We start from the raw sequence: 23,589 nt of genomic DNA on the forward strand, positions 1-23,589 counted from the left end.
GGTTTAATTAAATTTAGTTAGCTTCTTGAGGTTGTTGTGCTGTAGCAGGCGCAACAGCTGTAGGCGCAGTAACAGTAAATGAATTCATTTGAACTTCAAACTGCTCCATACCTTTTTCGCCTTTCCACATACGTACCAGCATGTAATCCATTTCTGGCGCAAACCATGCAATTGCTTGGCGTTTATCGTTATCGTATAAACGCTTCACTTTAATGGCTTCTACATTACCGATAGGTAAGGAGATCATCTCTTTTTCAACAACTTCGAAGTTGTAGTCGCGGCGGTTACCTTTTTTATCTATAAGGGGGAATGAAAAGCTTGTTTTGCCTTTTTTCAATCCTTCGCGCACTTGCACTTGGTACGAAATAGCATCCTGAAATTCATCAGTCCATTCGCATTTAAGTGGGTATTCACTAGCGCTGCTAGTCACTACTTTGTTTGTTGTATCAAAATCAATTTTGTAATCTTTATCTGGGCCTGTCCCTGTACGAATCATGTTGTAATGATGCGGGGTAACCTTGCCATCTTTAAAGGTAAACTTTGATGTTTCTTCACGAGAGTCAGAGAAAATCATCCACTCAATATTGCTGTGGTATGTAAGTTCATAAGTATCGTCGCCCGTTTTTTTGAGCTCACGAACAGCCTCACCATGATTTTTACCTTTGCGTAAAATATCGTAATTAGCTTGATACTGGGTCAATTCGCCTGCAATTAGGCTAGTTGGAAGTAAAGCGCCCGCACATAACAACAGGGCACTTATTTTTTTATTGTGGGTAGTGCGCGCCGTGTGCAGGAAGTTGTTTTTTGTCAAGAACTGCATAATCTGCTTCCATAGTAAGTCTGTGTTCACTGAACCACTTGACCACCAAAGGATAAATTATATGCTCTTGCTCATGCACGCGTTTTGCTAATGTTTCTGCTGTATCATCCTTGAGTACAGGTATTTGCGCCTGAAGAATAACGGGACCGCCGTCTAATTCTTCAGTAACAAAGTGAACACTTACGCCATGAACATCGTCTTTTGCATCAATTGCTCTTTGGTGGGTATTCAGCCCCTGATACTTAGGCAACAAAGATGGATGAATGTTCAACATTTTTCCAACATATTTTTGCACTAAGCCAGGAGTAAGAATACGCATAAACCCAGCTAATACAACTAGATTTGGCATAAAAGAGTCGATAACGTTCATTAATTGCGCATCGTACGCTTCGCGCGAGTCAAAATCTTTATGACTGAGCACTTTTGTAGCAATACCTGCTTGTTTTGCACGCTCTAGGCCATAAGCGTCTGCTTTATTACTAATAACAGCCGCTATATGCCCGTTTATCTCGCCACGTTCGCAGGCATCTATAATGGCTTGTAAATTAGAGCCACTACCTGAGATTAAAACTACCAGACGAGTCGGTGCCATTACTTAGCACCACCTACAATTTCAACTTGCTCTTCGCCAGCTGCTGCATCTTGAATTTCACCAAGGTGCCATGCATTTTCGCCCAAGTCTTTTAGCATTGTTAAGCTTTGCTCAAGTTTGTCTGCAGGGACTACTAAAACCATGCCTACACCACAGTTAAATGTACGGTACATTTCGTGTGTAGTAATGTTGCCGTTTTCTTGTAACCAATTAAAAATTGGTGGCCATTGCCAGCTATCACCTTTAACTACAGCTTTTGCTGAAGCGGGTAATACACGTGGAATATTTTCCCAAAAACCGCCGCCAGTAATATGCGAAAGCGCATGTACGTCAACGTTTTTGAATAACTCAAGTAAAGGTTTTACGTAAATACGCGTAGGCTCAAGTAGAGTTTCGCCTAATGTTTTACCTTCAAAGTCAGCGCTGGTATCAGCTTTTGACACTTCAAGTACTTTACGAATTAAAGAGAAGCCATTTGAATGAGGACCGCTTGAAGCAAGTGCAATAAGCTGATCGCCTGCTGCTACTTTTGTGCCATCAATAATTTTTGATTTTTCTACAACGCCTGTACAAAAGCCTGCCATGTCGTAGTCTTCACCATCATACATACCTGGCATTTCAGCTGTTTCGCCACCAATTAGGGCACAACCTGAAATTTCACAACCTTTGCCAATACCTGTCACTACGTCAGCTGCTGTGTCTACATCTAGTTTACCAGTTGCATAGTAATCTAGAAAAAACAGGGGTTCAGCACCTTGAACAATTAAGTCGTTTACACACATTGCAACTAAATCAATACCAACCGTATCGTGTTTTTTTAAGTCGATTGCTAAACGTAGTTTAGTACCAACGCCATCTGTGCCTGCAACTAATACTGGTTGCTTGTAGCCTTCAGGAATTTCGCAAAGTGCGCCAAAACCACCAATTCCGCCCATTACTTCAGGACGACGAGTTTTTTTAACTACGCCTTTAATACGCTCAACAAGTGCATTACCAGCGTCGATATCTACGCCCGCGTCTTTATAGCTTAGAGACTGTTTTTGTTCGCTCACAGGTTTTCCTCAAAATAGTTGTTTTGGGTTGCTTAGAAACGCGCGTATTTTACAACAATTGCAAGGTCGCGGCTAGCGCAAATGTAATTTTGAAATAATAAACAAGGACACTTGTCCGCTGCTTGTTGTTTAAATAAACAAAAAAACGCCCGCAGGCGTTTTTTTAGTATTTAAGGCGTTAAATTAACCGCTATGCTTTTGCAGTTAATATTGCTCTAAGTGGAGCAGGGTAACCTTCAATTGTTTTACTTGTGTCGTTTGGATCTAAAAAGTCGATTAACGATTCGTTTTCCATCCAATCGGTTTTGCGTTGTTCTTCAAGCGTGGTAATAGCGCAATCTTTTATTTGCACATCTTTAAAGCCAACGCGTTCCATCCACAGTTTTAATGCTGCAGTACTTGGAATAAACCAAACGTTGCGCATTTTAGCGTAGCGATCAGTTGGGACTAATACTGTGTTTTCGTCACCTTCAATTACTAGCGTTTCAAGCACAAGTTCGCCGCCTGGGCGTAGCTGCGCTTTTAATTGCGCTAAAAAGTCGATAGGTGAGCGACGATGATAAAGTACGCCCATCGAAAAAACCGTATCAAACGCTTTAAGCTCGGGTAATGCTTCAACACCTAGTGGCAGTAAATGTACGTTTTCATCTGGGTTGTAGTGTTTAATTGCCTGAAACTGACATAAAAATAAATCAGATGGATCAATACCCACGACAAACTCTGCGCCTTCACCGCGCATACGCCATAAATGATAACCCGAGCCACAACCAATATCTAAAACAGTGCGGCCTTTTAATGGCTCAATATGAGGAAGCAGGCGGTCCCACTTCCAATCACTGCGCCACTCTGTATCTATTTCAATACCGTGCACATTAAATGGGCCTTTGCGCCATGGCATCATGCGTTTTAATAAATGCATGGCTTGCTTTTGCTCGCCATCACTCATCTCCCCTGGTGCGCCAATTTCTACCTTAGTAGAAATATCAACATGCGAAGTTGTCACCTCAGGCAAGTTTTTAAGTACTTTTTGCCATTTAGGCAAATCACCATGGCTTGCCTCGTTTTGCCAATGCTTTAATTGTGCAGGCAGGGTTTCTAGCCAGTGGCTAAGTGGGCTTTGCGCAATAGATGCGTAAAATTGGTTAAACCATTGAGACATAAGTCACTCTCTTTATTTAATTGCTACCATTGAGCAAAAATTAAAACATTGATACCACACTTGAGTTTGGCTAAAACCAATATCTTGTAAGCGAGTAAAGTGAGCGCTTAGTGTATCTGGGCGCATAACGTTTTCGATGGCGGTACGCTTTTGGCTTATTTCAAGCTCAGAGTAACCATTGTGTCGTTTAAAGTCGTGGTGCAAATCAATCAATAAATTGTCGCATTGCTCATTTTCAGCTTTAATTTTTTCGCTTAGCAGCAATACACCACCAGGTTTTAAATTAGCATATATTTTTTCAAGCACAGCTTGGCGCTGCGCGTGTGGAATAAACTGCAACGTAAAATTCATTGCTACTACCGAGGCGTTTTGAATTTCAAGCTCGTTAATATCGCCTAAGGTAACAGTAACAGGCACATCTGATTTAAAACCTTGTAAATGTACCTTACAACGCTCAACCATAGCTTGAGAGTTATCTACCGCTATTATATGGCAGTTATCGGTACGAATATTACGGCGCATACTAAGTGTTACGGCGCCCAGTGAGCAGCCTAAATCATAAAGATTTGAGTTACTTTGCGCATATTGCCCAGCAAGCTTTCCCATTGTACTGACAATAGTTGCATAGCCCGGTACTGAGCGCTGAATCATATCGGGAAATACTTCGACTACATTTTGGTCAAAGCTAAAATCTTTTACTTGTTGCTCAGAGGCATAAATACTGTCTTTTATGGTCACGAAAGCAGTCTCTTTTAAAATAATAATGCTATTTTAACATTTTATACTGGATAGTCAGTGATAAATTCAGTAGCTTGACTAGAATTATGAATAATAAGCACAAAAAGAGATTATTAAATGAGTAAAAGTAAGGTGATTAGTACCGACGATATTTTAGCAACCCTGTGTCATTCTGTAACAGGCGTACTTACCTCAGCCAGCGGCAACAGCATTAGCTATTCTGCAATGGTACAAAAAATAACGCGAACATGTATGCGCCCAGATATTGGTTGCTTTGTTTTGTTTGATGGTGGCTTTACCGGATTGGTAATTACTAACTTCACCTCGCAAGCAGCAATGGAAATTTATGGCGATTATATGCGTAATATGGGGATGCCAGAAGAAGAAATAGCGCATAGCCATTTATCAGACGATGTGTCTAACGTATTAGGTGAGTTAATGAACCAAATTGTTGGCGATTTTACATCTAAAGTACGCGAACAATTACACACTTCTATTACGCAAAATCAGCCAAAAATGATGGCAATTAACAAACAAGTGCAAATATCGGTAGATACCACGATGGATCGCCCACAAGCACGTCGCGTGACATTTACTACCAGTAAGCAAAATATCTTTTACCTAGAACTTGCTATGGATAAAACTGAGTTTATTAAACTGCATGATTTTGACATTGTAGAAGCTATAGACCCTGATGACATTATCGAAAATGAAGCCAAACAACAAGCTGAAAAATCTAAAGCAGCTGCGTCTTCTGGACAAGATGACGACGATGACGACTTCATGGCAGGCTTAGGGCTTTAAGTTTATTTATGTAGGTTGGGTTGAGTGAAACGAAACCCAACACGCTTTTGAGCTGCCAGTTTATAGCTATAAGCGGTTAGTAGAAAAGCTACCAAAGAAAACGCGATTTTAAATCGCGTTTTTTGTGAATAAAAATAAAACCTAAAGGAAAGGGGTTACATGGCAGTTATCCATAAGAAAAATAATAAAATTTTTAAAGGGGTTTTGATTTCTTTAATTGTATTAGCAATAGTTCCAATGGTTATCATCTTTACACTTTGGTTCAAAGGTTTAGGTGTAGGAATCGGTGGAACCACTGAGACTTGGTCTCACTTTGGAAGTTTCTTTGGTGGGGTATTAGGTCCTATACTTTCTTTCTTCTCTTTTACTGCGATTATATATACTGTTTATCTTCAATCGGATAGTAATAAAGTTCAAGCTCTAGCCAATAAACAGGCAGCAGAGGATAGGCTTACTTCTGAAAAGTTAGCTATTAAGTCCTAAAAAGACCAACGTGATGCATTCCACAAGCGCATAAAGCATGAAAAGCAGCAACAGTTACTATCATTTTTCATTAATACCTTTGATGAACTCGAATCACTAGGTTGCAAAGCATTAGAAGATTTTACTTTAAAAAACAATCTAGAGCTCCCCACTTTAGCATCTAATAGTAACTCGTATGCTTGGAAGGCACATTCAACGTCGCTAGTTTTAAAAAGATGTCTTGATAAATTTGATAGTGAAAGTGCAGAACTCATTTATATATACGCTACTAAATGTTCAGGACAGATAAATGGTTTTAAGAGGAATATTGGTACCTATCAGAATACACTTAACAATAGTACTGAAGAAATAAAAGAGATCTTAAAAGAATGGGAAGCTACGCATTGCAGATTTGAAAATTCTCTACAAATTTTGAAGAATAAGTACTTTTCAATCAGGGAAGAGGAAAGTAATAATGGAAGTTAATCTGAGATTACTAGCCATAAGGATTCTCTCCCATCGCCACTACCACACAAAATATCCTTAAATCTAATTCCAATTGGTGGTAACTCGGCTCCATGTGGCAGCAAAGTTGGTAAAAGCCTTTGTTATGGTCTTTTTCTTTAAAGTGGGCGAGCTCATGTACCACTAACGCTTTTAATAATGGCTCGGGGGCGCGCAGCAAGTCGCTATTTATGGCTAAATCGTGCTTTCGGGTTTTGCCTTGCATTCGATACGTATGTGTACCCAGTGCGTTGGTGACCATATCGCCTTGCTTTTTAAATGCTGCGCGCCCAAACGGTGGTGCATTTTTTAAATACTGTTTTTTAAGCTCGGTTGCATAGCTATAAAGTAGTTTATCGCTGGTAATAGTGTGTGCTTGCGGATACTTTTTAAGTAAGTAGTCACATACCTTTTTGTTATTTATAAGGCTTAATACTTGCTCAACAATGTTAGCTGGGTAGCCGGTAAAGTAACGTGCGTATTCACTCATTATTGTTTCTCTGTCGTTTTACTTTTAAAAAGTGCTTGCTGGTGGGCTTCTTTTTCGCCAGTAAATGGGTTTAATGCTTTGTGATCATAACCAAGGTCTTTGCAAAACTGCCTTGCTAATAATGGCGCTTCTCGGTTATCTGCCGTATGAAAAAACACATAGGGCGTTTTTCCTTCATCAAGCCATTGTTTTACTTTACTTAGCCACGGTTTATAAAAGGGTTTATAGTCGTTTTGTAAATCGGCTATTACGAAGCGCGCCATAGGCTTTGAGCCAGTAGCTATTGCATGTACCGGTAAGTGGGGCTTTTTTTGCTGTGCATCTATTAGCGCTTCGGTTGTTGGTTTTACCGCAAATAGGGCGCGAGTATCCATCGATATACGATTTATGTTGTTTGCCATTAATAATTGGTTAAGCGCTATTTCGGCTTCACCCTTTTGAAAAAACGCAGTATGACGTACCTCTACACCGTAATTAACCTCTTTTGGTAACAGGCTAATAAATTGAGCTAGTTTGGGTAAGTCACCAGGGCCAAATGCTTTAGGTAATTGCAGCATGATTTGCCCTGTTTTTTCTAAAATAGGGGTAAACAAGTTTAGCCAATCAGCAAGCTCGGTTTGAGCATTGGTTAGGCGCAGCTCGTGGCTAAAGCGACGATTAAACTTAAAAGTAAATTTAAAATCGTTGGGTACGCTGTTTGCCCAGCGCAATACGGTGCTTGGCGATGGGTTGGCGTAAAAGCTGGTATTGCCTTCAACAGAGTTAAAGTGTTGGGCGTATTGGCTAAGCATATCGGCGTTTTTACATTGGCTTGAAAATAAATTGCCTTTCCATGCGTTGCTCGACCACTGAGGGCATCCAATATATAACATATAAATGACTGATAAATTACTTCGTGGCGCAAGTGTACCAAATACATGCGGTGGTTGCTGCAAATTAACATTACAAAGCTAAACACACGCCCTAGCATCTTAATGTTAGTTGAGTATAATGCAGGGCTTAATTTGATTATTTTTAGATTGCTAGCGGCTTTATTTGTATTGTGGTGACCTGTTTTTTAAATCACACGCCTTAAAACAAATAAATATAACCGTTTAAGCCTTTTATCTGACAGGAAAACTATGCGCTCTATATATTGCGGACAGCTAAATAAAACTCACGTAGATCAAGAAGTAGAACTATGTGGCTGGATCAACAAACGACGTGACCTTGGTGGACTTATCTTTGTCGATTTACGCGATAGAGAAGGTTTAGTACAAGTTGTATTCGATTCTGACATTGAAGAGTTAATGAGTTCAGCTAACACACTTCGCCAAGAATTTTGTGTTCAGTTAAAAGGTATTGTTCGCGCACGCCCTGATAGCCAAGTAAATAAAGACATGGCAACAGGGGAGATCGAAGTTTTAGGTAAAGAGCTTAATATTATTAACCGCTCTGAGCCATTACCGCTTGATTTTAACCAAGTAAACTCAGAAGAGCGTCGTTTAAAATACCGCTACTTAGACCTACGTCGTCTAGAAATGAGTGACCGTATTAAATTACGTGCTAAAGCAAGCAGCTTTGTTCGTCGCTTTTTAGATGAAAACGGCTTTTTAGACATCGAAACACCTGTACTTACTAAAGCAACGCCAGAAGGTGCGCGCGATTATTTAGTACCAAGCCGCGTTCACAAAGGTAGTTTTTACGCATTACCGCAGTCTCCACAGTTGTTTAAGCAATTGTTGATGATGTCTGGTTTTGACCGTTACTACCAAATTGTTAAATGTTTCCGTGATGAAGATTTACGCGCCGATCGCCAACCAGAATTTACCCAAATAGATATAGAAACCTCGTTCATGAGCTCTGATCAAGTACGTGGTATGACTGAAAAAATGATCCGCGAAATGTGGCAAACATTACTAAACGTTGATTTAGGCGATTTTCCAATCATGCCTTACAGCGAGGCAATGAGCCTTTACGGTTCTGATAAGCCAGATTTACGTAACCCAATGAAGTTAGTTGATGTTGCAGATTTAGTTAAAGACGTAGAGTTTAATGTTTTCTCAGGTCCGGCTAATGACGAAAAAGGTCGCGTTGCTGTGTTAACTGTACCGGGTGGCGCTAAGCTTTCTCGTAAACAGCTTGACGATTACACTAAGTTTATTGGTATTTACGGCGCTAAAGGCATGGCGTGGATGAAAGTAAATGACCACACTGCAGGCGCTGAAGGTGTTCAATCGCCAGTGGCTAAGTTTTTAAGCGAAGACGTAATTACTAAATTACTTGAGCGTACTAATGCACAGTCTGGCGATATCATTTTATTTGGTGCCGATAAGCGCAACACAGTAAACGAAGCAATGGGCGCACTGCGCGTTAAGATTGGTGTTGACTTAGAAATCACTAACCTTAATAGCTGGGCACCACTTTGGGTTGTAGACTTCCCAATGTTTGAAGAAGATGACGAGGGCACATTACATGCTGTGCATCATCCATTCACTGCACCAAAAGACATTAACGCCAGTGAGCTTGAAGCAAACCCAGCAGCTGCTATTTCAGATGCCTACGATATGGTATTAAACGGCTACGAAGTGGGTGGCGGTTCGGTACGTATTCATAATGCAGATATGCAAGAAACTGCATTTAGAATTTTAGGTATTAACGAGCAAGAGCAACAAGACAAGTTTGGTTTTTTACTTGATGCACTTAAATACGGCACACCACCACATGCAGGTTTAGCATTTGGTCTTGACCGTTTAGCAATGCTTTTATGTGGTACCGATAACATTCGTGACGTTATTGCTTTCCCTAAAACAACACAAGCGTCGTGTTTATTAACCAACGCACCAAGCAAACCTAACCTTGATTCGTTAGCTGAGCTTGCAATTAGTGTTGTTGAAAAAGCGATACCTAGCGAAGAGTAATTTTTGTTTAGCTTATTGAGCTAAATTTAAAAACCCTTAAGTTATATGCTTAAGGGTTTTTTTGTGGTTAAATTTGCAGCAGAGTGTATTTTAACCGAACAGACGAAAAAGGAATTATTATGTCGATCAATGCAACCTTATTTGGTGAGTTCTTAGTTTTTTTATTGTGCTGAGTATTCCTATTTTTGCTGTAATTAGCTATAAAATAGGTAAGCGTAAAAGTACTATGCCTGGGGTTTTAGCTTTTGTGGGTGGCTGTTTAGCGCTATTTCCACTATTTGCTTTGATTTTTATTGCAGTGCTTGCGCTTAAAAAAGATTTACCTAAAAATAGCGTCTATGCCCATTAAAAACTAGGTTAATAGTGTCAATTTCAAATAATAATCACTACTTCGACGAGCAATTTAATGCTTTGCAGCACGAAGAGCAACTAACTGAAAATTCTGAGTTTGAAGAGTGCACATTTACCGATTGCGACTTTTCAGGCGGGCAGTTTAAAAATTGCCGATTTATACAGTGCAACTTTAAAAACTGTAATTTATCGTCACTTAAATGGAACTACAGTTCACTTGAAAATGTAAGTTTTAGCCACTGTAAATTAAATAGTCTGCAATGGACTGACGTAGATTGGCCAGCGCTTAGTATTAACGCACCGGTGAGTTTTAATTATTGCGAGCTCAGTAATAGTTCTTTTTTTGAATTAACCCTCAAAGCCCTCAAATTAACACACTGCTTTGCCAAAAATGTTGATTTTAGACATGCAGATTTAAGCGGTAGTGAATTTACAGGAACAGATTTTCGCGATAGTGAGTTTTTTCAAACTAACTTAACAAAATGTGATTTTGTAGGTGCGACAGCGTTTAATATTGATTTGAATAATAATATGTTAGCGAATGCTAAGTTTGATCGCTTCGAAGCACTTAATTTGCTTACCAGCCTTAATATAGAGCTTTGTGATTAATTTAGTTTAATATGATTACATATCTAGAAGCGACAGCTTAGCTGGGCTTCTAGATACCGCGTGACTGCGTAATTAACGGCTAGGGCCATTTTTATTACGTGCACTGGCAAGCTGTCTTGCGATTTCTAATAACGCTGGTGAAATATCTTCAGCGCCATCTTTAATTAGTTTTGTAACGTCACCTGATGAAAACAAACCGTCACGTGGTGATTTAATACCTAACTCACGAACAAAATCCTTCGTTTTACCTGTGCTGCCTGTTTCAATAAACTTAAAAATAATACGTTCATTGTTGTTTTTAGCAGGGGTTTTTAGTGTTTCGATTTCGTCATGTATTGCCGTTAGTTTGTCTTCTAAAATTTCTATACGTTCTTGAATGCTATTGTATGATTTCATTTATTGGATCTTTTACTAAATATATTTAAACAATGGCGACTATTATCGCATAGTTTGACAATAGAGAATGCAAACCTATAAAGTAAAAATTATTTTTAATTAAAAACAATAATTTATATAAGTTTAAATATGCAAAAAACACTTAAAAAGCTTTTTATGTTAAGCGCACTAGCTCTAAGTGCATCAGTTATAAGCACATCAGCAATAAGCGCAACAAGCTATGCAAACGATGGCGTTATAACTGATGAAAGCCGTAATCGCACTATTCCTATCAATATCACACTACCAAGTAACAATGCTAAGTGCACTGAACAAGTAAAATGCCCTGTAGCGTTCATTAACGCAGGTTATGGGATTAGCCATAACAAGTATACGTTTGCCAGTAATGTGTTTAATCAGCGTGGGTATTTAACAGTAGCAGTTGCACATGAGCTAAAAAGTGACCCTTACTTAAACCGTGAGCAGCCTTACTTAACAACTCGCATGGAAAACTGGCATCGTGGCGTAGTAACGCTTAAGTTTTTAGTTAATGAGCTATCGAGTAAATACCCAGCATACGACTTTACAAAACTCACCTTATTTGGGCACTCAAACGGCGGGGATATTTCCGCATTATATGGCTCTATTTATCCAAACGAAGTTAGCACTATTATTACGCTCGATCATCGCCGCATGTTGATCCCGCGCAATAAAAACATTCGCGTACTTACTCTACGCGGTAGTGATTACCCAGCTGATGCGAATGTGCTGTTAAACGATTCAGAGCTGGATAAGTTTCCTGTTACACAAATAACAATAGAAAAATCGCGTCATAACGATATGTACGATGGCGGGCCAAAATGGCTGGTGGATAGAATGAGTAAAGAAGTAGAGGCGTTTTTTAGATAGTAAAAATTAGGTTTATAAAAGTTAAATCACAGCGCAGTGTGACCTGCGCTATATTAATTTTACGGCAGTTATTCTACCAGTTCACTTACAATAACTGGGTTATTATGTAGTGTTTTATGCACAGGGCATTTGTCGGCTATTTCGAGTAAACGCTGGCGTTGTGGCTCTGTTAAGTCGCCACGTAAGGTGATTTTACGGGTAATTGCTTCAAGGTTACCTGTTTGCTCACAATCGTCGCAATCTTTGTTGTAATCGCGAGTGTGATCAAGCTCTACTTTTACATGCTCCAGTGGTAAGTTTTTACGTGTAGCGTACATACGCAATGTCATTGCTGTACAGGCACCAAGCCCCGCTAATAAGTGATGATACGGATCAGGACCTAAGTTTTCACCACCTACTTTTATTGGCTCATCTGCAAGCCAAGTATGATCTTTTGTACTTACGTGCTGAGTAAATACATGGTCTTTTTCTTCAACAAGTACATTACCACCCGTTAAACTTGCCGTGTATTTAGTTTTGTCGTACTTAACATAACGGTTTGCCCACGTTGCAATTATTTGTGCAGCGTAGTCGGCATCGTTTTTATTTGTTAAAAGGTGATCGGCGTTATCTAGGCTAATAAAGCTTTTAGGATGCTTAGCTGATGCATAAATTTTTTCAGCTTCACTAATATTTACCGTCGCATCAATAGGGGAGTGCATTACTAATAATGCGCGCTTAAGTTTACTTATGTGGCTTTTATCGTACTTGGCTATATCGTCAATAAATTGCTTTTTAATGGTAAATTCACGACCAGCTAAGTTAACTTTAGCTTCACCTGCTGCGTTAATTTCATCAAGGTGTGCTTCAAAGTTATGCGCTACGTGCTGCGCATCTGACGGTGCGCCAATGGTTGTAATAGCCGATACTTCAGGAATATGCTCAGCAGCAGCAAGAACGGCTGCCCCGCCTAAACTGTGGCCAATGAGTAGTTGCGGCGCCGCAAAATGCTCACGTAAATGATCAGCGGCTGATACTAAATCTTGAATGTTCGATGAAAAGTTACTGTTAGCAAAGTCGCCATCACTATTACCTAAACCAGTAAAGTCAAAACGCAGTACGGCGATACCTTGTTGTGTGAGTGCACGGCTAATCCGTGTAGCTGCTGCAATGTCTTTACCGCATGTGAAGCAGTGTGCAAATAGCGCGTAAAACTTAATATCGCCAGATGGGCGTTCAAGTTGGCCGGCAAGTTCTAAATCGCCGCTTTTAAAAGATACTTTTTGTCGCATGAGAAGCCTTATTTACACAAATAAAATATATTCTAATAATAGACCAGAGATAGTTACTAAACCTTGCAAATTCAACGTTTTTTTATTAGTTGATCTTGATCAAATCAAGCGATGGTGGCGCAGCTTTGCGGACATATGTCCTTATTTTTTTGAGGTCATTTGTCTATCCTCGCATAGCGCTATAATGAAGGCTTTGCTACTTTATATAAGTAATTTAGCACTATTAAAAGCAACTCACTTCACACAACCTATTCACTGGAACGTACAATGCAATTACCTACTGTTGATTATAAAGCTCCCGATGCGGCTGCACAATTTGTTGAATCGTTAAGAAATACTGGATTTGGCGTTTTAAAAAACCACCCAATCCCACAGTCTTTAGTTGAGTCTATTTACAAAAATTGGCAAGACTTTTTTAACTCAGAGCAAAAGCACGACTTTTTATTCTCTAAAGAAACTCAAGACGGTTACTTTCCGCCTTCAGTATCAGAAGTAGCGAAAGGCTTTACAATAAAAGATATTAAAGAGTACTTCCATGTGTACCCTAAAGGTCGCGTTCCTGCCCAGCTTGAAGCTGATGTACGTGAATACTACCGTTTAGCAAGTGAATTTGCTGGCACGTTGTTAAGCTGGGTTCAGGCTGAAGCACCAGCTGATGTGCGTGCTAAGTTTTCGATTGATTTAAAAGACATGATTGCCGATTCTGAGCAAACATTGTTACGTATCCTACATTACCCTCCAATGACGGGTGATGAAGAGCCAGGTGCTATTCGCGCAGCAGCCCATGGCGATATTAATTTATTGACTGTATTACCAGCTTCTAATGAGCCTGGTTTACAAGTTCAAAAAACAGATGGCGGTTGGTTAGACGTGCCATGTGATTTTGGCAGCTTAATTATTAATATCGGCGACATGCTACAAGAAGCGTCGGGCGGGTATTTCCCATCGACAATTCACCGTGTAATTAACCCAACGGGTAAAGCATCTACTAAATCGCGTATTTCACTACCGTTATTTTTACACCCGCATCCAGATGTTGTGCTTTCAGAGCGCTACACGGCAGATAGCTACTTGCAAGAACGTTTGCGTGAGTTAGGTGTTAAGTAACTCTAATACTTAGAGTAATTAAGTATAAACAAAAAACGGCTTATGGCCGTTTTTTGCATTTTTGAGCAACTTAATCACAGGTTGAATTTTAATAAACTATGCTCAATTGCCTGCAACGTAAATAATGGCATGCATTCTTAGCTACTACAGGTATAATGCGCGCAACTGGCTAATGTAGCCTTATTTAAAAGAGAGTTTATATGAGTTTTGAAGGTTTAGGTTTATCACAGTCTTTGGTTAATGCGGTTTTAGAAAAGGGCTATGAAACGCCAACGCCGATTCAGGCTCAAGCAATTCCTGCAATTATTGAACGCCGTGACGTTATGGCAGCAGCACAAACAGGTACAGGTAAAACAGCGGGTTTTACATTACCACTTATTGAGCGCTTGTCGTCGGGCCCTAAAGCTAAAAGTAATCACGTACGTGCGCTTATTTTAACGCCTACACGTGAACTTGCTTTGCAAGTAAGTGAAAACGTTGAAGAGTACGCTAAGCATTCTGATGTGAGCTCATTTGTAGTTTACGGTGGCGTTAAAATTAACCCACAAATGCAGCGTCTTCGTAAAGGTGTTGATATTTTAGTAGCAACGCCGGGTCGTTTAATCGACTTACATAATCAAAATGCAGTTAAATTTGATAGCGTTGAAGTGCTTGTACTCGATGAAGCTGACCGCATGTTAGACATGGGCTTTATTCACGACATTAAACGCTTAATTGCTAAAATGCCTGCTAAACGTCAAAATTTGATGTTTTCGGCTACATTTTCAGATGAAATTCGTGCATTAGCAAAAGGGTTAATTAATGACCCAGTTGAAATTTCAGTTGCTGCAAAAAATACCACAGCGAAAAGTGTTACTCAGTGCGTTTACGCGGTAGATAAAACACGTAAAACAGCATTGCTAAGCCACTTGATTCGCACTAACGATTGGCAACAAGTATTAGTGTTTAGCCGTACAAAGCACGGTGCTAATCGCTTAGTTAAACAACTTGAACGCGATGACATTGTAGGTGCGGCTATCCATGGTAATAAATCACAAGGCGCTCGCGTTAAAGCGCTTGATGGTTTTAAAAGTGGTGAAGTACGCGTACTAGTAGCAACAGACATTGTTGCACGTGGTTTAGACATTGTTGAATTACCGCATGTTGTTAACTACGATTTGCCAAACGTATATGAAGATTATGTTCATCGTATTGGCCGTACAGGCCGTGCTGGTGCATCGGGTCATGCGATTTCGTTTGTAACAACAGAGGATGCTGTTGATTTATACGGTATTGAACGCTTTATTGGTGAGCTTATCCCACGTGCTGAAGAAGACGGTTTTGAGCCTATTAACCCAGTAGCTGAACGCGCATTAGATGCTCGCCCTCTACCGGCTAAAAAGCCTAAGAAAAAGCAGCCTTTTAATAAGCCTAAATCTGATAGCAGCAAGCCTAACAGTAAAAAGCCGAACAATGGTGGAAATGGTACCGGCCCACGCCGTGGTGGTTCTAAAAAGCCAGCAGCTAAAACAGATGACAGCGCGCAAAACCCATGGGCAAAGCGTGAATCTGTTGGCGGTAATGGCCAACGCCGTCGTCGCACAAATAACGATTAATGATCATATTGGCGTTTAATTAATTTAGAACTTGGTTAAAGGCTGATACAAAAAACGCGCTCCCTTCTTTAATTAAATAGAAGCAGCGCGTTTTTTATTGCCTGTAATTTGTCATTAGCTGATTAAATAGTTAATACCCAAGCCGACAAATAAAGTCGCACTTACGCTAAGTAATGTGCCGAGCATAACGTACTCGGTAAGTTTTTTATCTTTGCTTGCACTTAAATCACCAAACCTAAATACCGACTTTGCCGCAAGTAAAAAACCAAGCCCTGCAAATTGGTCAAGCAATATAAAGCTCAGCATAAGTACGCGCTCAAGCATACCTATGCTTTGCCCTGCAAGTGGTAAGCTACCAGTACTTGAAAAGTTACTTGTTAAACGCTCTAACATCATTCTTATAAATACGGCGCAGGGGCTTAAAATAATTAAATAACCGCATACCACCCACAGTATTTTGGGATCAGTGAGCATATTATTAATTGCAGCCATAAAGCTATTGTTATCAGTTAGCCAAATACTGAGCGCAATAATAACGAGTATGTGCGCTATTTGATCTAGTAAAAAAGGCACCACGCCTTTATTAGAATACGATTTAGCTATATCAATAAAGTAATGGCTCAACATAATGCTCGCCGTGGTAATTAAAACACTGCTTAGTTGTTGCCACCCAAAGGTATATTCCCACAGGGTAATGATGAGTGCACTTGTTATACCATGCACTAGTACATGAAAATAAAGCTTACTGGCTTTAAAGTGACGGGTATTTCTGTCGTTTACCCAACTCATAGGTTGCCAGTAAAAATCAGCGAGTAAGTGGCCAATAATAAGCGCGACCAGTAAAAGTGAAAATTCCATTATTCACCTCCTTTAATTATATTTTTTATAACGTGTTTTGTGTGCTTAATAAAGCGCTCTATAAGTTGGTAGTGCGCTAAATTTAGTAGTTTGGTTACGTTTTCGCGACTTGTTTTAAGCTCTTTAGCCAGTGCCGCGTGGCTGTTGTCTGGTGATGTTAAATAGACATACAGGGCATTTGCTTGTTTTTGTGTGATTTTAGTGAGCAATACGTCGGCAAAAGCTAAATTAAGATTTAAGCTTTCATCGAGCTGCTGCTCGTTAATATTAAAAACAAAGCGTTGATTGCCTATTTTATCAAGGCCTTGTCCCGAAAGAGTGAAAGCTGAACCCGTTGCTGTTTTTATATCGCTGCGTGGGTTATCTATTTGCCCAAGCGCCAAGCTTTGTCGTAGTTCATAACCTGACGATTTAAGGTGTAAATATACAAGTAAGGCATTTTTAAAAAGGAGCTCAGGATTATTAACTTGTAACTGAAAGGCATCGCCTCGGTATATATTCCAAAGTGTTTGCTCCCCCGAAATGTTTCGTAAACTTTGCTCTAGTTGATAAAGCATGGCATCGTATTGCTGCTTAGGGATTGTTTGCGATTTAATAATATCGCCGCTGATTACACCAATCATAAAAATCTCAAAATGGTTACTTTTTAATATGTAACCAATATTGGTTACATAAGGGTATGTAACTAATTTAGGTTACTTAAATATAAATTGCAAGGTACACTTATTTTAATTGCTATTAATCCTCACTAGGACACTAAATGACGTTACAAAACGAGCAGGAAAGCACGAAACCACGGGTCGGTATTTTTGTTGATGTGCAAAACATTTATTACACGTGCCGCGAAAGCTACGGAAAAAATTTTGATTACAATGCGTTTTGGCGGGTAATGCAGGCGCAATACAATATTGAGTGTGCTTTTGCGTATGCAATTTATCGAGGAGATGAAAAGCAAAATCAGTTTCAAAATATTTTGCGTGCGATTGGTTTTGAGGTAAAGCTAAAGCCATTTATTCAACGCCGTGATGGAAGTGCTAAAGGCGATTGGGATGTAGGCATAACAATAGACATGTTAGAGCAGGGTAAAAATCTTGATAAAGTTATTTTGCTCTCTGGCGATGGTGACTTTGCTTTGTTACTTGGGCATTTAAAAAATCAATATAATGTACCGTGCGATGTATACGGTGCTGACAGGTTAACTGCTGAGGTATTAAAACAAAGCGCAGAGCAATTTCATTTAATTGATAATACTTTGCTACTTTAACAGCAAAAAATAGTTAAAAAGGTGCAAGCTAAGTGCCTGCAACATGAGAGATTTTAATACAAAGCCGTAATAGATGAATTAAGCCTTATATAGGCTTTTTTTATTACTGTAATCAATTGGGTTTGCTAAATGATTATGGTAATTTTAAAGCATAACGAGTTACCAAGGACTTACATGCTTCATTACAGCAACATGCCACTAGATAGAGGCTCAAATTTTCGTAAAGACCCATCGTGGCTTAAAGCGCAAATGTCGGCGCAAAGTAAATGGGTTTTAGTTAAAAATAATCAAACCCTATTTATTAAAGATACCCCTAAAGTAAGCTATTTAACGTATCAACAAGTGGCACATTTAGATTTAACGAGTGCTATTTTTGTTGGTTTAAACAATGCTAAACATGGTGTGTTTGCATTGGATGTTTCTGATCTGGATGAAAGCGTACTTTCGCCTTTAATAGAGGGCGCTCAGTTTTTTGATATTCGCCAATATGGGCCTCAAGTAACCATTAAATATGCCTCAATAGCCGCCCTTGCGAGAGGGTTATGTTATTGGCACGCCACGCACCGTTTTTGTGGGCGCTGCGGTAGTAAAAACCGTTCAGTGGAAGCAGGGCATTCTCGTATATGTGAAAACGAAAACTGTAAGCATCCTACATTCCCGCGCACCGATCCTGCGGTAATTATGGTCGTTACTAAAGTCTTTGCTGACGGAGTAGAACGCTGTTTATTAGGTCGCCAAGCTGCGTGGCCCACTGGTATGTATTCGTCGCTTGCTGGATTTGTAGACCCAGGGGAGACACTGGAACAAGCTGTTGCGCGTGAAGTTAAAGAAGAGGCAGGCATAGAGGTTGATAACGTACGTTATGTTGCATCTCAGCCATGGCCGTTCCCATCGTCAATTATGCTTGGCTTTTTTGCACAGGCGACATCTGAGCAAATTAACGTAGATAAAGAAGAGCTAGACGATGCAAAATGGTTTAGCCGTGAAGACTTAGAGCAATTTGGTAATTGGCATGAAGAAGGCGAGCATTTAAAGCTGCCTAGAACCGATTCTATCTCTCGTTATTTAATTGAGCATTGGCGCACAAACCCTTAAGGATTAACAATGTCGAGTAAAAGTAATAAAAACACTCAGCTGGTATCATCAGGGCGAAAAAAGCCTATACACATGGCGTAGTAAATCCCGTTGTACAGCGTGCATCTACCATTGTATTTGATACCGTAGCCGATTTAAAAGAAGCAGCTAAAACCCGTGGCGATAAAACGTTATTTTATGGGCGCCGAGGAACAACAACACACTTTGCGCTACAAGAAGCGATTACAGAACTTGAAGGCGGCGAAGGGTGTGCATTGTACCCTTGTGGCGCTGCGGCGATCAGCCAAGTATTTTTATCGTTTTTAAAAACCGGTGATCATATTTTAATGGTTGATAACGTGTACGAACCAACTCGCGATTTTTGCGATAAAATTTTAGTGGGGCTGGGCATTACAACAACCTGTTACCCGCCAACCATTGGCGCAGGTATTAAAGATTACATTCAGCCAAATACTAAAGTGTTGTTTTTAGAATCTCCAGGTTCTATTACGATGGAAGTGCAAGATGTGCCCGCTATGGTAAAAGTAGCCAATGAGCACAACGTAATGACCATGCTTGATAATACCTACGGTAACGGCTTGCATTATCGCCCGTTAGAGCACGGTGTTGATATTAGTATTCAAGCTGCAACAAAGTATATTGTTGGCCATTCAGACGTGATGATGGGGGTGGCTGTTGCTAATAAAAAGTACTGGCCAACCTTGCGCGAAAACTCATACTTACTAGGGCAATGTACCAGTGCCGATGATGCGTATTTAGCACTTAGAGGCCTGCGTACAATGGGTGTGCGTTTAAATCAACATGAAAAAGCAGCAATAGAAGTAGCTAAATGGCTTGAGCGACATGAGCTTGTTGATCATATTCGACACCCTGCATTTGAAAGCTGCCCAGGGCATGAGTTTTTTAAACGTGACTTTGATGGCAGTAATGGGTTGTTTTCATTTGTGATGAAAACCGGCAATCAAAAAGCGATTGATGCATTTTTAGATAGTCTTGAGCATATCAAAATGGGCTTTTCATGGGGCGGTTTTGAAAGCTTAGTAACGGCTAATTTAACTATGAAAGGGCTGCGTTCAAATACAGGTTGGGATTTAGGGCCGGTTATTCGCCTGCATATTGGCCTTGAAGATGTTGAAGATTTAATTAGCGATTTAAGCCAAGCACTTGAGGTTTATAAGCAGTATTTATAATTTATATCGCAATTTATGTTGTTACATTTAAATGTATTGTTACAAAGCTCACCACAGGTGAGCTTTTTTTGCTGGTAATTCAAGGTGTTTACACTTAGTGTGGATAAATACACAGAAAATAAAAAGTCATTAAGGATAGTCAATGGCAACACCATTACCGATAAACGTAGGGCGATTAACGCAAATAGCGGGATTTGAGCTTGTACGTATGTTTTTAACTAAACGTGGACTTATTGCATTAGCTGCCTTTGCATTGGTGTGGCTAATAATACTGCGCTACCCAATAGGGCAGGCAGTAGGCATTGTAAGTGCGCCCGATTTTGAGCAAATAGCCCGTGATATATCAGGTTCTATTGGTTTAAGTAAATTATTGGATTGGCCTGAGGCCGAATTTGCTATGTACTGGTTAATAGCCCTGTATAGCTTTCCTGTTTTTGGTTTATTTATTTGTAGCGACCAAACGGTAGGCGACAGAGAGCGCGGCACACTAAGGTTTTTATCACTGCGCTCCACTCGCTTTGAAATACTGTTTGGCCGTTTTTTAGGGCAGCTAGGAGTATTAGCCTGCTTAGTGGGTATAACGCTTGTGGCTACGCTCGCGGTACTAGGGTTTAGAGATCCTAGTTTACTGGCTGGTGGTTTTGCTCGTGCGCTTTCTATATTTTTAATATTAGTGATTACTCTGTGCCCATTTGTAGCACTTATGACGTTAATTAATACCTTTGCTCGCTCATCGCGTTTATCTATTGTATTGGCAATTTTATATTTTGCAGCAGGCGGTATTGTTGTGGGAATACTACAATGGCAAATACCCGCATTAGGCTTGCTTGATTATTTATTTCCGGGTGTGCAAATAGAGCTATTAGCGGGGCAAAATTTACCATTATTGAGCGCTGTGGCTATTCCCCTTGTGCAAACTGCAGTGCTACTAAGCGTTGCTCAACGTATTTTTGCAAGGAGCTCACTATGAGACCATTAATTACAGCTAGCGGTTTGAGTAAATCGTATGGTGCAAAACTTGCGCTTAATAATGTGGACTTTGAAATTAACAAAGGCGCGCCAGTGGCGCTTGTTGGGCCAAATGGTGCGGGTAAAACTACCTTATTTAGTTTGTTGTGCGGCTATATAGCACCAAGTAAAGGCAGCCTTGAAATATTAGGGCATAAACCTGGTAGTGCTGCTTTATTTAATAAAGTAAGTGCATTACCGCAAGACGCACAACTTGACCCCCGTTTTAATATAGACAAGCAACTCGCCTTTTATGCAAAGCTGCAAGGTATGGGGGCAAAGCAAAGCCAAACTGAGGCGCTACGTGTACTTGATTTGGTTGGCTTAAAAGAAATTGCAAAGCAGCGTGCAGGGGACTTATCGCACGGTATGCGCAAGCGCGTTACGATAGCGCAAGCACTTATTGGCGCGCCACAAATTGTAATGCTTGATGAAGCAACCGCAGGCCTTGATCCTATTCATGCCAGAGAAGTACGTGAGCTTGTATCTGAATTAAGTGAGCAGGCTACATTTATTTTAAGCTCTCACGATTTAACAGAGCTTGAGCGACTATGCTCACAGGTACTTCATTTAGATAAAGGCGTACTAAGCGAACATCAAACAAAAACTAATAATACAGATAAACACTTTTATACATTAATGCTAAGCGAGGCTTATCAAAATGTTGAGCAACAGCTTCAAGCAATTGCAGGTGTGAGTCGTGTGTATATGAGCCAACATAAAGAATATGTCGTTGAGTATCAGCCAACGAGCGATCCACTTGATATTGCACTACTGAATTTTTGTCATCAACAACACTGGCAGTACAGGCAGTTAGTTAATGGTCATACATTAGAGAATCAAATATTTAAACAGGAGAAAGTATAATGGGTTTACTTAGCGGACTTATGGGTAATGCAAGTGAAGTTGACGATTCTGATTTAGAAAAAATCCTCGCCAATACATTAATTGACGGCGAGCAAGTAGAAAAAGCATATAAAGTAGTACGTGATATGTTTATTTTTACTAATAAGCGCTTAATTTTAATTGATAAGCAAGGTATGACCGGCTCTAAAATGGAAATGGTGAGCATTGCTTACTCTAAAATAACTAAGTTTAGTAAAGAAAGTGCAGGCCATTTTGACTTAGATGCCGAGCTAAAAATATGGGTTGGCTCAGATCCTACACCAATTAGTAAAGAATTTAAGTCTGGCGATAACATTAATGATGTTTATCGAATTATTAGTCAACATGCACTTTAGGTACAAATTGCATTGTATTTATTGGCTTTTTTATTGATGCATATTTTAAGTAGTTGTTGACTAAATGTAGCAACTACTCTAAGTTAACATTTAGTAACAATAATTTATAATTTATCTAATAAATACAGGTGGTTAGTTGAGCTGCCGTTCAGTTTTGATTCAGTTTTTAGGCGCTAGGATGTGCCCCGACTTTAGCAACACAGCTAGAGCGTAAAAAGTAATATACATAGGGAAATTAAAAATGAAAAAGTTAGCCGTTATTATTTCGAGCATTTTATTATCAAGCGCTGCAACCACTGCAATGGCCGCAGATACTTACCAATCAATCAGCCATGTAGGATACATGGACACTGATGGTAATGACACGGTGAGCGTTGACTCAACTTATTATTTTTCTCCAAAAGCGACTTTAGGTCCTTACGATCAATTTGAGTACATCAATAAGCAAACAAATGTTTATGGTGCATACAGTGATAATGACTTTGGAGATGTTACTCGCGTTGGCGGTGAGTATTTTGTAGAAGATTTTGTATTAGGTGCACAGTACAATAATATCGATAGTGATTTTGGCTCAAGCACGGATGTAATTGAACTTTCTGCTGGTTACTTCTTTAATCCAAACCTTGTACTAAAAGCAACGTTTGTAGATTTCGAAGATGCTGACAATCATTTTATGTTTGACTTAGCATATAACCACGAATTAAACAGCACTGATTACATCGGCTTTACAGTAACATCAGATGATGAGTTTGATTACCGTGCAGTAGCAGCAAAGTACTTTGTTGATTTACAACAAGGTAACTACTTAACTGTTGAAGGTAAATTTGAAGATGTTGATGGCGGTTCAAGTAACTGGGAATTAGCATCTAACTACTATTTCAGCAAAGCAACATCGGTTTTTGTTACAGTTAATAAAAATGATGATTACACTCTTGGTGCTCAACACTTTTTCAACAACAATGTTGGTTTAGAAGTAGGTTATGGCAATAACTGGGATGATTCTGATTATGATGCTTACTTTGCAAATGTACGCTTACAGTTCTAATTCAGCTGTAAATTAGTAATATAATACTAAAAGCCCGCTCAATTGAGCGGGCTTTTGCGTTTAGCACTATTTATCAGCCGCAGTTACGGCCTTCATTTTGCTTCGCGTGTACTTCTTTTGAGTTTTTCAAGTTTGCGTATATTCATACCA

General features: G+C 39.7%; 24 protein-coding genes and 2 pseudogenes. 15 read left to right on the forward strand and 11 right to left on the reverse strand.

Features of this window, described 5'->3' with window-relative positions:
• Positions 1-13 precede the first annotated feature (13 nt).
• The 5 genes from P4S71_RS15225 to cmoA all read right to left on the reverse strand — a co-directional run bounded on the left by P4S71_RS15225 (position 14) and on the right by cmoA (position 4,361).
• Positions 14-748, reverse strand: a complete 735-nt coding sequence (locus tag P4S71_RS15225) for a DUF3108 domain-containing protein (RefSeq protein WP_165724206.1) — start codon at positions 746-748, stop codon at positions 14-16.
• A 16-nt stretch (positions 749-764) separates the two neighbouring features.
• Positions 765-1,412, reverse strand: a complete 648-nt coding sequence (gene purN / locus P4S71_RS15230; protein WP_002959994.1) for a phosphoribosylglycinamide formyltransferase — start codon at positions 1,410-1,412, stop codon at positions 765-767.
• On the reverse strand, positions 1,412-2,464 hold the full coding sequence (gene purM, locus P4S71_RS15235; RefSeq protein ID WP_002959993.1) for a phosphoribosylformylglycinamidine cyclo-ligase: 1,053 nt from the start codon (positions 2,462-2,464) through the stop codon (positions 1,412-1,414). Before purM ends, purN begins: the two co-directional genes overlap by 1 nt.
• A 190-nt stretch (positions 2,465-2,654) precedes the next feature.
• Positions 2,655-3,623 (reverse strand): tRNA 5-methoxyuridine(34)/uridine 5-oxyacetic acid(34) synthase CmoB, encoded by a 969-nt coding sequence (gene cmoB / locus P4S71_RS15240; protein WP_033040712.1) that lies wholly within the window; start codon positions 3,621-3,623, stop codon positions 2,655-2,657.
• 12 nt (positions 3,624-3,635) lie between these two features.
• Positions 3,636-4,361 carry a carboxy-S-adenosyl-L-methionine synthase CmoA gene (gene cmoA, locus P4S71_RS15245; protein WP_149615404.1) on the reverse strand — a complete coding sequence of 242 codons (726 nt, stop codon included), beginning with the start codon at positions 4,359-4,361 and terminating at the stop codon, positions 3,636-3,638.
• A gap of 117 nt (positions 4,362-4,478) precedes the next feature.
• Here cmoA and P4S71_RS15250 point away from each other — a divergent pair, with 117 nt between their 5' ends.
• Complete coding sequence (locus tag P4S71_RS15250; RefSeq protein WP_008139103.1) at positions 4,479-5,165, forward strand: DUF3334 family protein; 687 nt, start codon at positions 4,479-4,481, stop codon at positions 5,163-5,165.
• A 159-nt stretch (positions 5,166-5,324) separates the two neighbouring features.
• The gene (locus tag P4S71_RS15255) at positions 5,325-5,648 is read left to right on the forward strand and encodes a hypothetical protein (protein ID WP_337150941.1); all 324 of its coding nucleotides are present in this window, start codon (positions 5,325-5,327) and stop codon (positions 5,646-5,648) included.
• Positions 5,649-6,123: 475 nt separating this feature from the next.
• Here the strand turns inward: P4S71_RS15255 and P4S71_RS15260 are convergent, their stop codons facing one another.
• A complete protein-coding gene (locus P4S71_RS15260) occupies positions 6,124-6,621 on the reverse strand; it encodes a M48 metallopeptidase family protein (RefSeq protein WP_096793406.1) in 498 nt (165 codons plus the stop codon).
• Positions 6,621-7,493, reverse strand: a complete 873-nt coding sequence (locus tag P4S71_RS15265; protein WP_337151634.1) for a DUF72 domain-containing protein — start codon at positions 7,491-7,493, stop codon at positions 6,621-6,623. Before P4S71_RS15265 ends, P4S71_RS15260 begins: the two co-directional genes overlap by 1 nt.
• A gap of 249 nt (positions 7,494-7,742) precedes the next feature.
• Between P4S71_RS15265 and aspS the strand changes: the two genes are divergently transcribed.
• The 3 genes and pseudogenes from aspS to P4S71_RS15280 all read left to right on the forward strand — a co-directional run bounded on the left by aspS (position 7,743) and on the right by P4S71_RS15280 (position 10,481).
• Positions 7,743-9,521, forward strand: coding sequence for an aspartate--tRNA ligase (gene aspS / locus P4S71_RS15270; protein WP_337120558.1), 1,779 nt, complete (start codon positions 7,743-7,745; stop codon positions 9,519-9,521).
• A 119-nt stretch (positions 9,522-9,640) separates the two neighbouring features.
• Positions 9,641-9,870, forward strand: a pseudogene (locus P4S71_RS15275) (hypothetical protein).
• Between the two features lie 14 nt (positions 9,871-9,884).
• On the forward strand, positions 9,885-10,481 hold the full coding sequence (locus tag P4S71_RS15280) for a pentapeptide repeat-containing protein (RefSeq protein ID WP_182716718.1): 597 nt from the start codon (positions 9,885-9,887) through the stop codon (positions 10,479-10,481).
• 72 nt (positions 10,482-10,553) lie between these two features.
• On the opposite strand, the gene P4S71_RS15285 is transcribed toward P4S71_RS15280, so the two are convergent.
• Entirely contained in the window at positions 10,554-10,877 is a 324-nt protein-coding gene (locus P4S71_RS15285) for a hypothetical protein (protein WP_002959968.1), read from the reverse strand.
• 129 nt (positions 10,878-11,006) lie between these two features.
• Here P4S71_RS15285 and P4S71_RS15290 point away from each other — a divergent pair, with 129 nt between their 5' ends.
• Complete coding sequence (locus P4S71_RS15290) at positions 11,007-11,765, forward strand: alpha/beta hydrolase (RefSeq protein WP_337150942.1); 759 nt, start codon at positions 11,007-11,009, stop codon at positions 11,763-11,765.
• A gap of 68 nt (positions 11,766-11,833) precedes the next feature.
• On the opposite strand, the gene P4S71_RS15295 is transcribed toward P4S71_RS15290, so the two are convergent.
• The gene (locus tag P4S71_RS15295; protein WP_337150943.1) at positions 11,834-13,036 is read right to left on the reverse strand and encodes a bifunctional alpha/beta hydrolase/OsmC family protein; all 1,203 of its coding nucleotides are present in this window, start codon (positions 13,034-13,036) and stop codon (positions 11,834-11,836) included.
• A gap of 267 nt (positions 13,037-13,303) precedes the next feature.
• On the opposite strand from P4S71_RS15295, the gene P4S71_RS15300 reads away from it, so the two are divergent.
• A complete protein-coding gene (locus tag P4S71_RS15300) occupies positions 13,304-14,143 on the forward strand; it encodes an isopenicillin N synthase family dioxygenase (protein WP_008172584.1) in 840 nt (279 codons plus the stop codon).
• 200 nt (positions 14,144-14,343) lie between these two features.
• A complete protein-coding gene (locus P4S71_RS15305; protein WP_008172585.1) occupies positions 14,344-15,738 on the forward strand; it encodes a DEAD/DEAH box helicase in 1,395 nt (464 codons plus the stop codon).
• Positions 15,739-15,852: 114 nt separating this feature from the next.
• Here the strand turns inward: P4S71_RS15305 and P4S71_RS15310 are convergent, their stop codons facing one another.
• The gene (locus tag P4S71_RS15310; protein WP_337150944.1) at positions 15,853-16,596 is read right to left on the reverse strand and encodes a DUF3307 domain-containing protein; all 744 of its coding nucleotides are present in this window, start codon (positions 16,594-16,596) and stop codon (positions 15,853-15,855) included.
• The gene (locus P4S71_RS15315) at positions 16,596-17,219 is read right to left on the reverse strand and encodes a hypothetical protein (RefSeq protein ID WP_337150945.1); all 624 of its coding nucleotides are present in this window, start codon (positions 17,217-17,219) and stop codon (positions 16,596-16,598) included. The genes P4S71_RS15310 and P4S71_RS15315 overlap by 1 nt, the downstream gene beginning before the upstream one ends.
• 137 nt (positions 17,220-17,356) lie before the next feature.
• Here P4S71_RS15315 and P4S71_RS15320 point away from each other — a divergent pair, with 137 nt between their 5' ends.
• From P4S71_RS15320 to P4S71_RS15350, 7 genes and pseudogenes are all read left to right on the forward strand, one after another.
• Complete coding sequence (locus tag P4S71_RS15320) at positions 17,357-17,860, forward strand: LabA-like NYN domain-containing protein (RefSeq protein WP_337150946.1); 504 nt, start codon at positions 17,357-17,359, stop codon at positions 17,858-17,860.
• A 174-nt stretch (positions 17,861-18,034) separates the two neighbouring features.
• Positions 18,035-18,955: an NAD(+) diphosphatase gene (gene nudC / locus P4S71_RS15325; RefSeq protein ID WP_149605155.1), complete on the forward strand. Its 921-nt coding sequence runs from the start codon at positions 18,035-18,037 to the stop codon at positions 18,953-18,955.
• 9 nt (positions 18,956-18,964) lie between these two features.
• Positions 18,965-20,145: pseudogene (locus tag P4S71_RS15330) on the forward strand (cystathionine beta-lyase).
• Positions 20,146-20,287: 142 nt separating this feature from the next.
• Positions 20,288-21,115 carry an ABC transporter permease gene (locus P4S71_RS15335; protein WP_008139071.1) on the forward strand — a complete coding sequence of 276 codons (828 nt, stop codon included), beginning with the start codon at positions 20,288-20,290 and terminating at the stop codon, positions 21,113-21,115.
• Positions 21,112-22,020, forward strand: coding sequence for an ABC transporter ATP-binding protein (locus tag P4S71_RS15340; protein ID WP_007377980.1), 909 nt, complete (start codon positions 21,112-21,114; stop codon positions 22,018-22,020). Before P4S71_RS15335 ends, P4S71_RS15340 begins: the two co-directional genes overlap by 4 nt.
• A complete protein-coding gene (locus P4S71_RS15345) occupies positions 22,020-22,394 on the forward strand; it encodes a PH domain-containing protein (RefSeq protein WP_007377979.1) in 375 nt (124 codons plus the stop codon). The genes P4S71_RS15340 and P4S71_RS15345 overlap by 1 nt, the downstream gene beginning before the upstream one ends.
• 241 nt (positions 22,395-22,635) lie before the next feature.
• Positions 22,636-23,439 (forward strand): putative porin, encoded by an 804-nt coding sequence (locus P4S71_RS15350; protein WP_337150947.1) that lies wholly within the window; start codon positions 22,636-22,638, stop codon positions 23,437-23,439.
• The last annotated feature ends 150 nt before the right edge of the window (positions 23,440-23,589 follow it).

This window comes from Pseudoalteromonas sp. B62 (genome assembly GCF_037162565.1).
In the GTDB taxonomy this organism is placed as follows: domain Bacteria; phylum Pseudomonadota; class Gammaproteobacteria; order Enterobacterales; family Alteromonadaceae; genus Pseudoalteromonas; species Pseudoalteromonas fuliginea.

Excerpts from the sequence above, each read along its gene's own strand:
- P4S71_RS15310 (WP_337150944.1), bottom strand. The coding sequence starts at position 16,596 with ATGGAATTTTCACTTTTACTGGTCGCGCTTATTATTGGCCACTTACTC.
- P4S71_RS15350 (WP_337150947.1), top strand. The coding sequence starts at position 22,636 with ATGAAAAAGTTAGCCGTTATTATTTCGAGCATTTTATTATCAAGCGCT.
- P4S71_RS15315 (WP_337150945.1), bottom strand. The coding sequence starts at position 17,219 with ATGATTGGTGTAATCAGCGGCGATATTATTAAATCGCAAACAATCCCT.
- P4S71_RS15255 (WP_337150941.1), top strand. The coding sequence starts at position 5,325 with ATGGCAGTTATCCATAAGAAAAATAATAAAATTTTTAAAGGGGTTTTG.
- P4S71_RS15285 (WP_002959968.1), bottom strand. The coding sequence starts at position 10,877 with ATGAAATCATACAATAGCATTCAAGAACGTATAGAAATTTTAGAAGAC.
- P4S71_RS15295 (WP_337150943.1), bottom strand. The coding sequence starts at position 13,036 with ATGCGACAAAAAGTATCTTTTAAAAGCGGCGATTTAGAACTTGCCGGC.
- P4S71_RS15335 (WP_008139071.1), top strand. The coding sequence starts at position 20,288 with ATGGCAACACCATTACCGATAAACGTAGGGCGATTAACGCAAATAGCG.
- P4S71_RS15305 (WP_008172585.1), top strand. The coding sequence starts at position 14,344 with ATGAGTTTTGAAGGTTTAGGTTTATCACAGTCTTTGGTTAATGCGGTT.
- P4S71_RS15300 (WP_008172584.1), top strand. The coding sequence starts at position 13,304 with ATGCAATTACCTACTGTTGATTATAAAGCTCCCGATGCGGCTGCACAA.
- P4S71_RS15290 (WP_337150942.1), top strand. The coding sequence starts at position 11,007 with ATGCAAAAAACACTTAAAAAGCTTTTTATGTTAAGCGCACTAGCTCTA.
- P4S71_RS15320 (WP_337150946.1), top strand. The coding sequence starts at position 17,357 with ATGACGTTACAAAACGAGCAGGAAAGCACGAAACCACGGGTCGGTATT.
- aspS (WP_337120558.1), top strand. The coding sequence starts at position 7,743 with ATGCGCTCTATATATTGCGGACAGCTAAATAAAACTCACGTAGATCAA.
- P4S71_RS15265 (WP_337151634.1), bottom strand. The coding sequence starts at position 7,493 with ATGTTATATATTGGATGCCCTCAGTGGTCGAGCAACGCATGGAAAGGC.
- P4S71_RS15260 (WP_096793406.1), bottom strand. The coding sequence starts at position 6,621 with ATGAGTGAATACGCACGTTACTTTACCGGCTACCCAGCTAACATTGTT.
- P4S71_RS15340 (WP_007377980.1), top strand. The coding sequence starts at position 21,112 with ATGAGACCATTAATTACAGCTAGCGGTTTGAGTAAATCGTATGGTGCA.
- cmoB (WP_033040712.1), bottom strand. The coding sequence starts at position 3,623 with ATGTCTCAATGGTTTAACCAATTTTACGCATCTATTGCGCAAAGCCCA.
- P4S71_RS15250 (WP_008139103.1), top strand. The coding sequence starts at position 4,479 with ATGAGTAAAAGTAAGGTGATTAGTACCGACGATATTTTAGCAACCCTG.
- P4S71_RS15345 (WP_007377979.1), top strand. The coding sequence starts at position 22,020 with ATGGGTTTACTTAGCGGACTTATGGGTAATGCAAGTGAAGTTGACGAT.
- nudC (WP_149605155.1), top strand. The coding sequence starts at position 18,035 with ATGCTTCATTACAGCAACATGCCACTAGATAGAGGCTCAAATTTTCGT.
- purN (WP_002959994.1), bottom strand. The coding sequence starts at position 1,412 with ATGGCACCGACTCGTCTGGTAGTTTTAATCTCAGGTAGTGGCTCTAAT.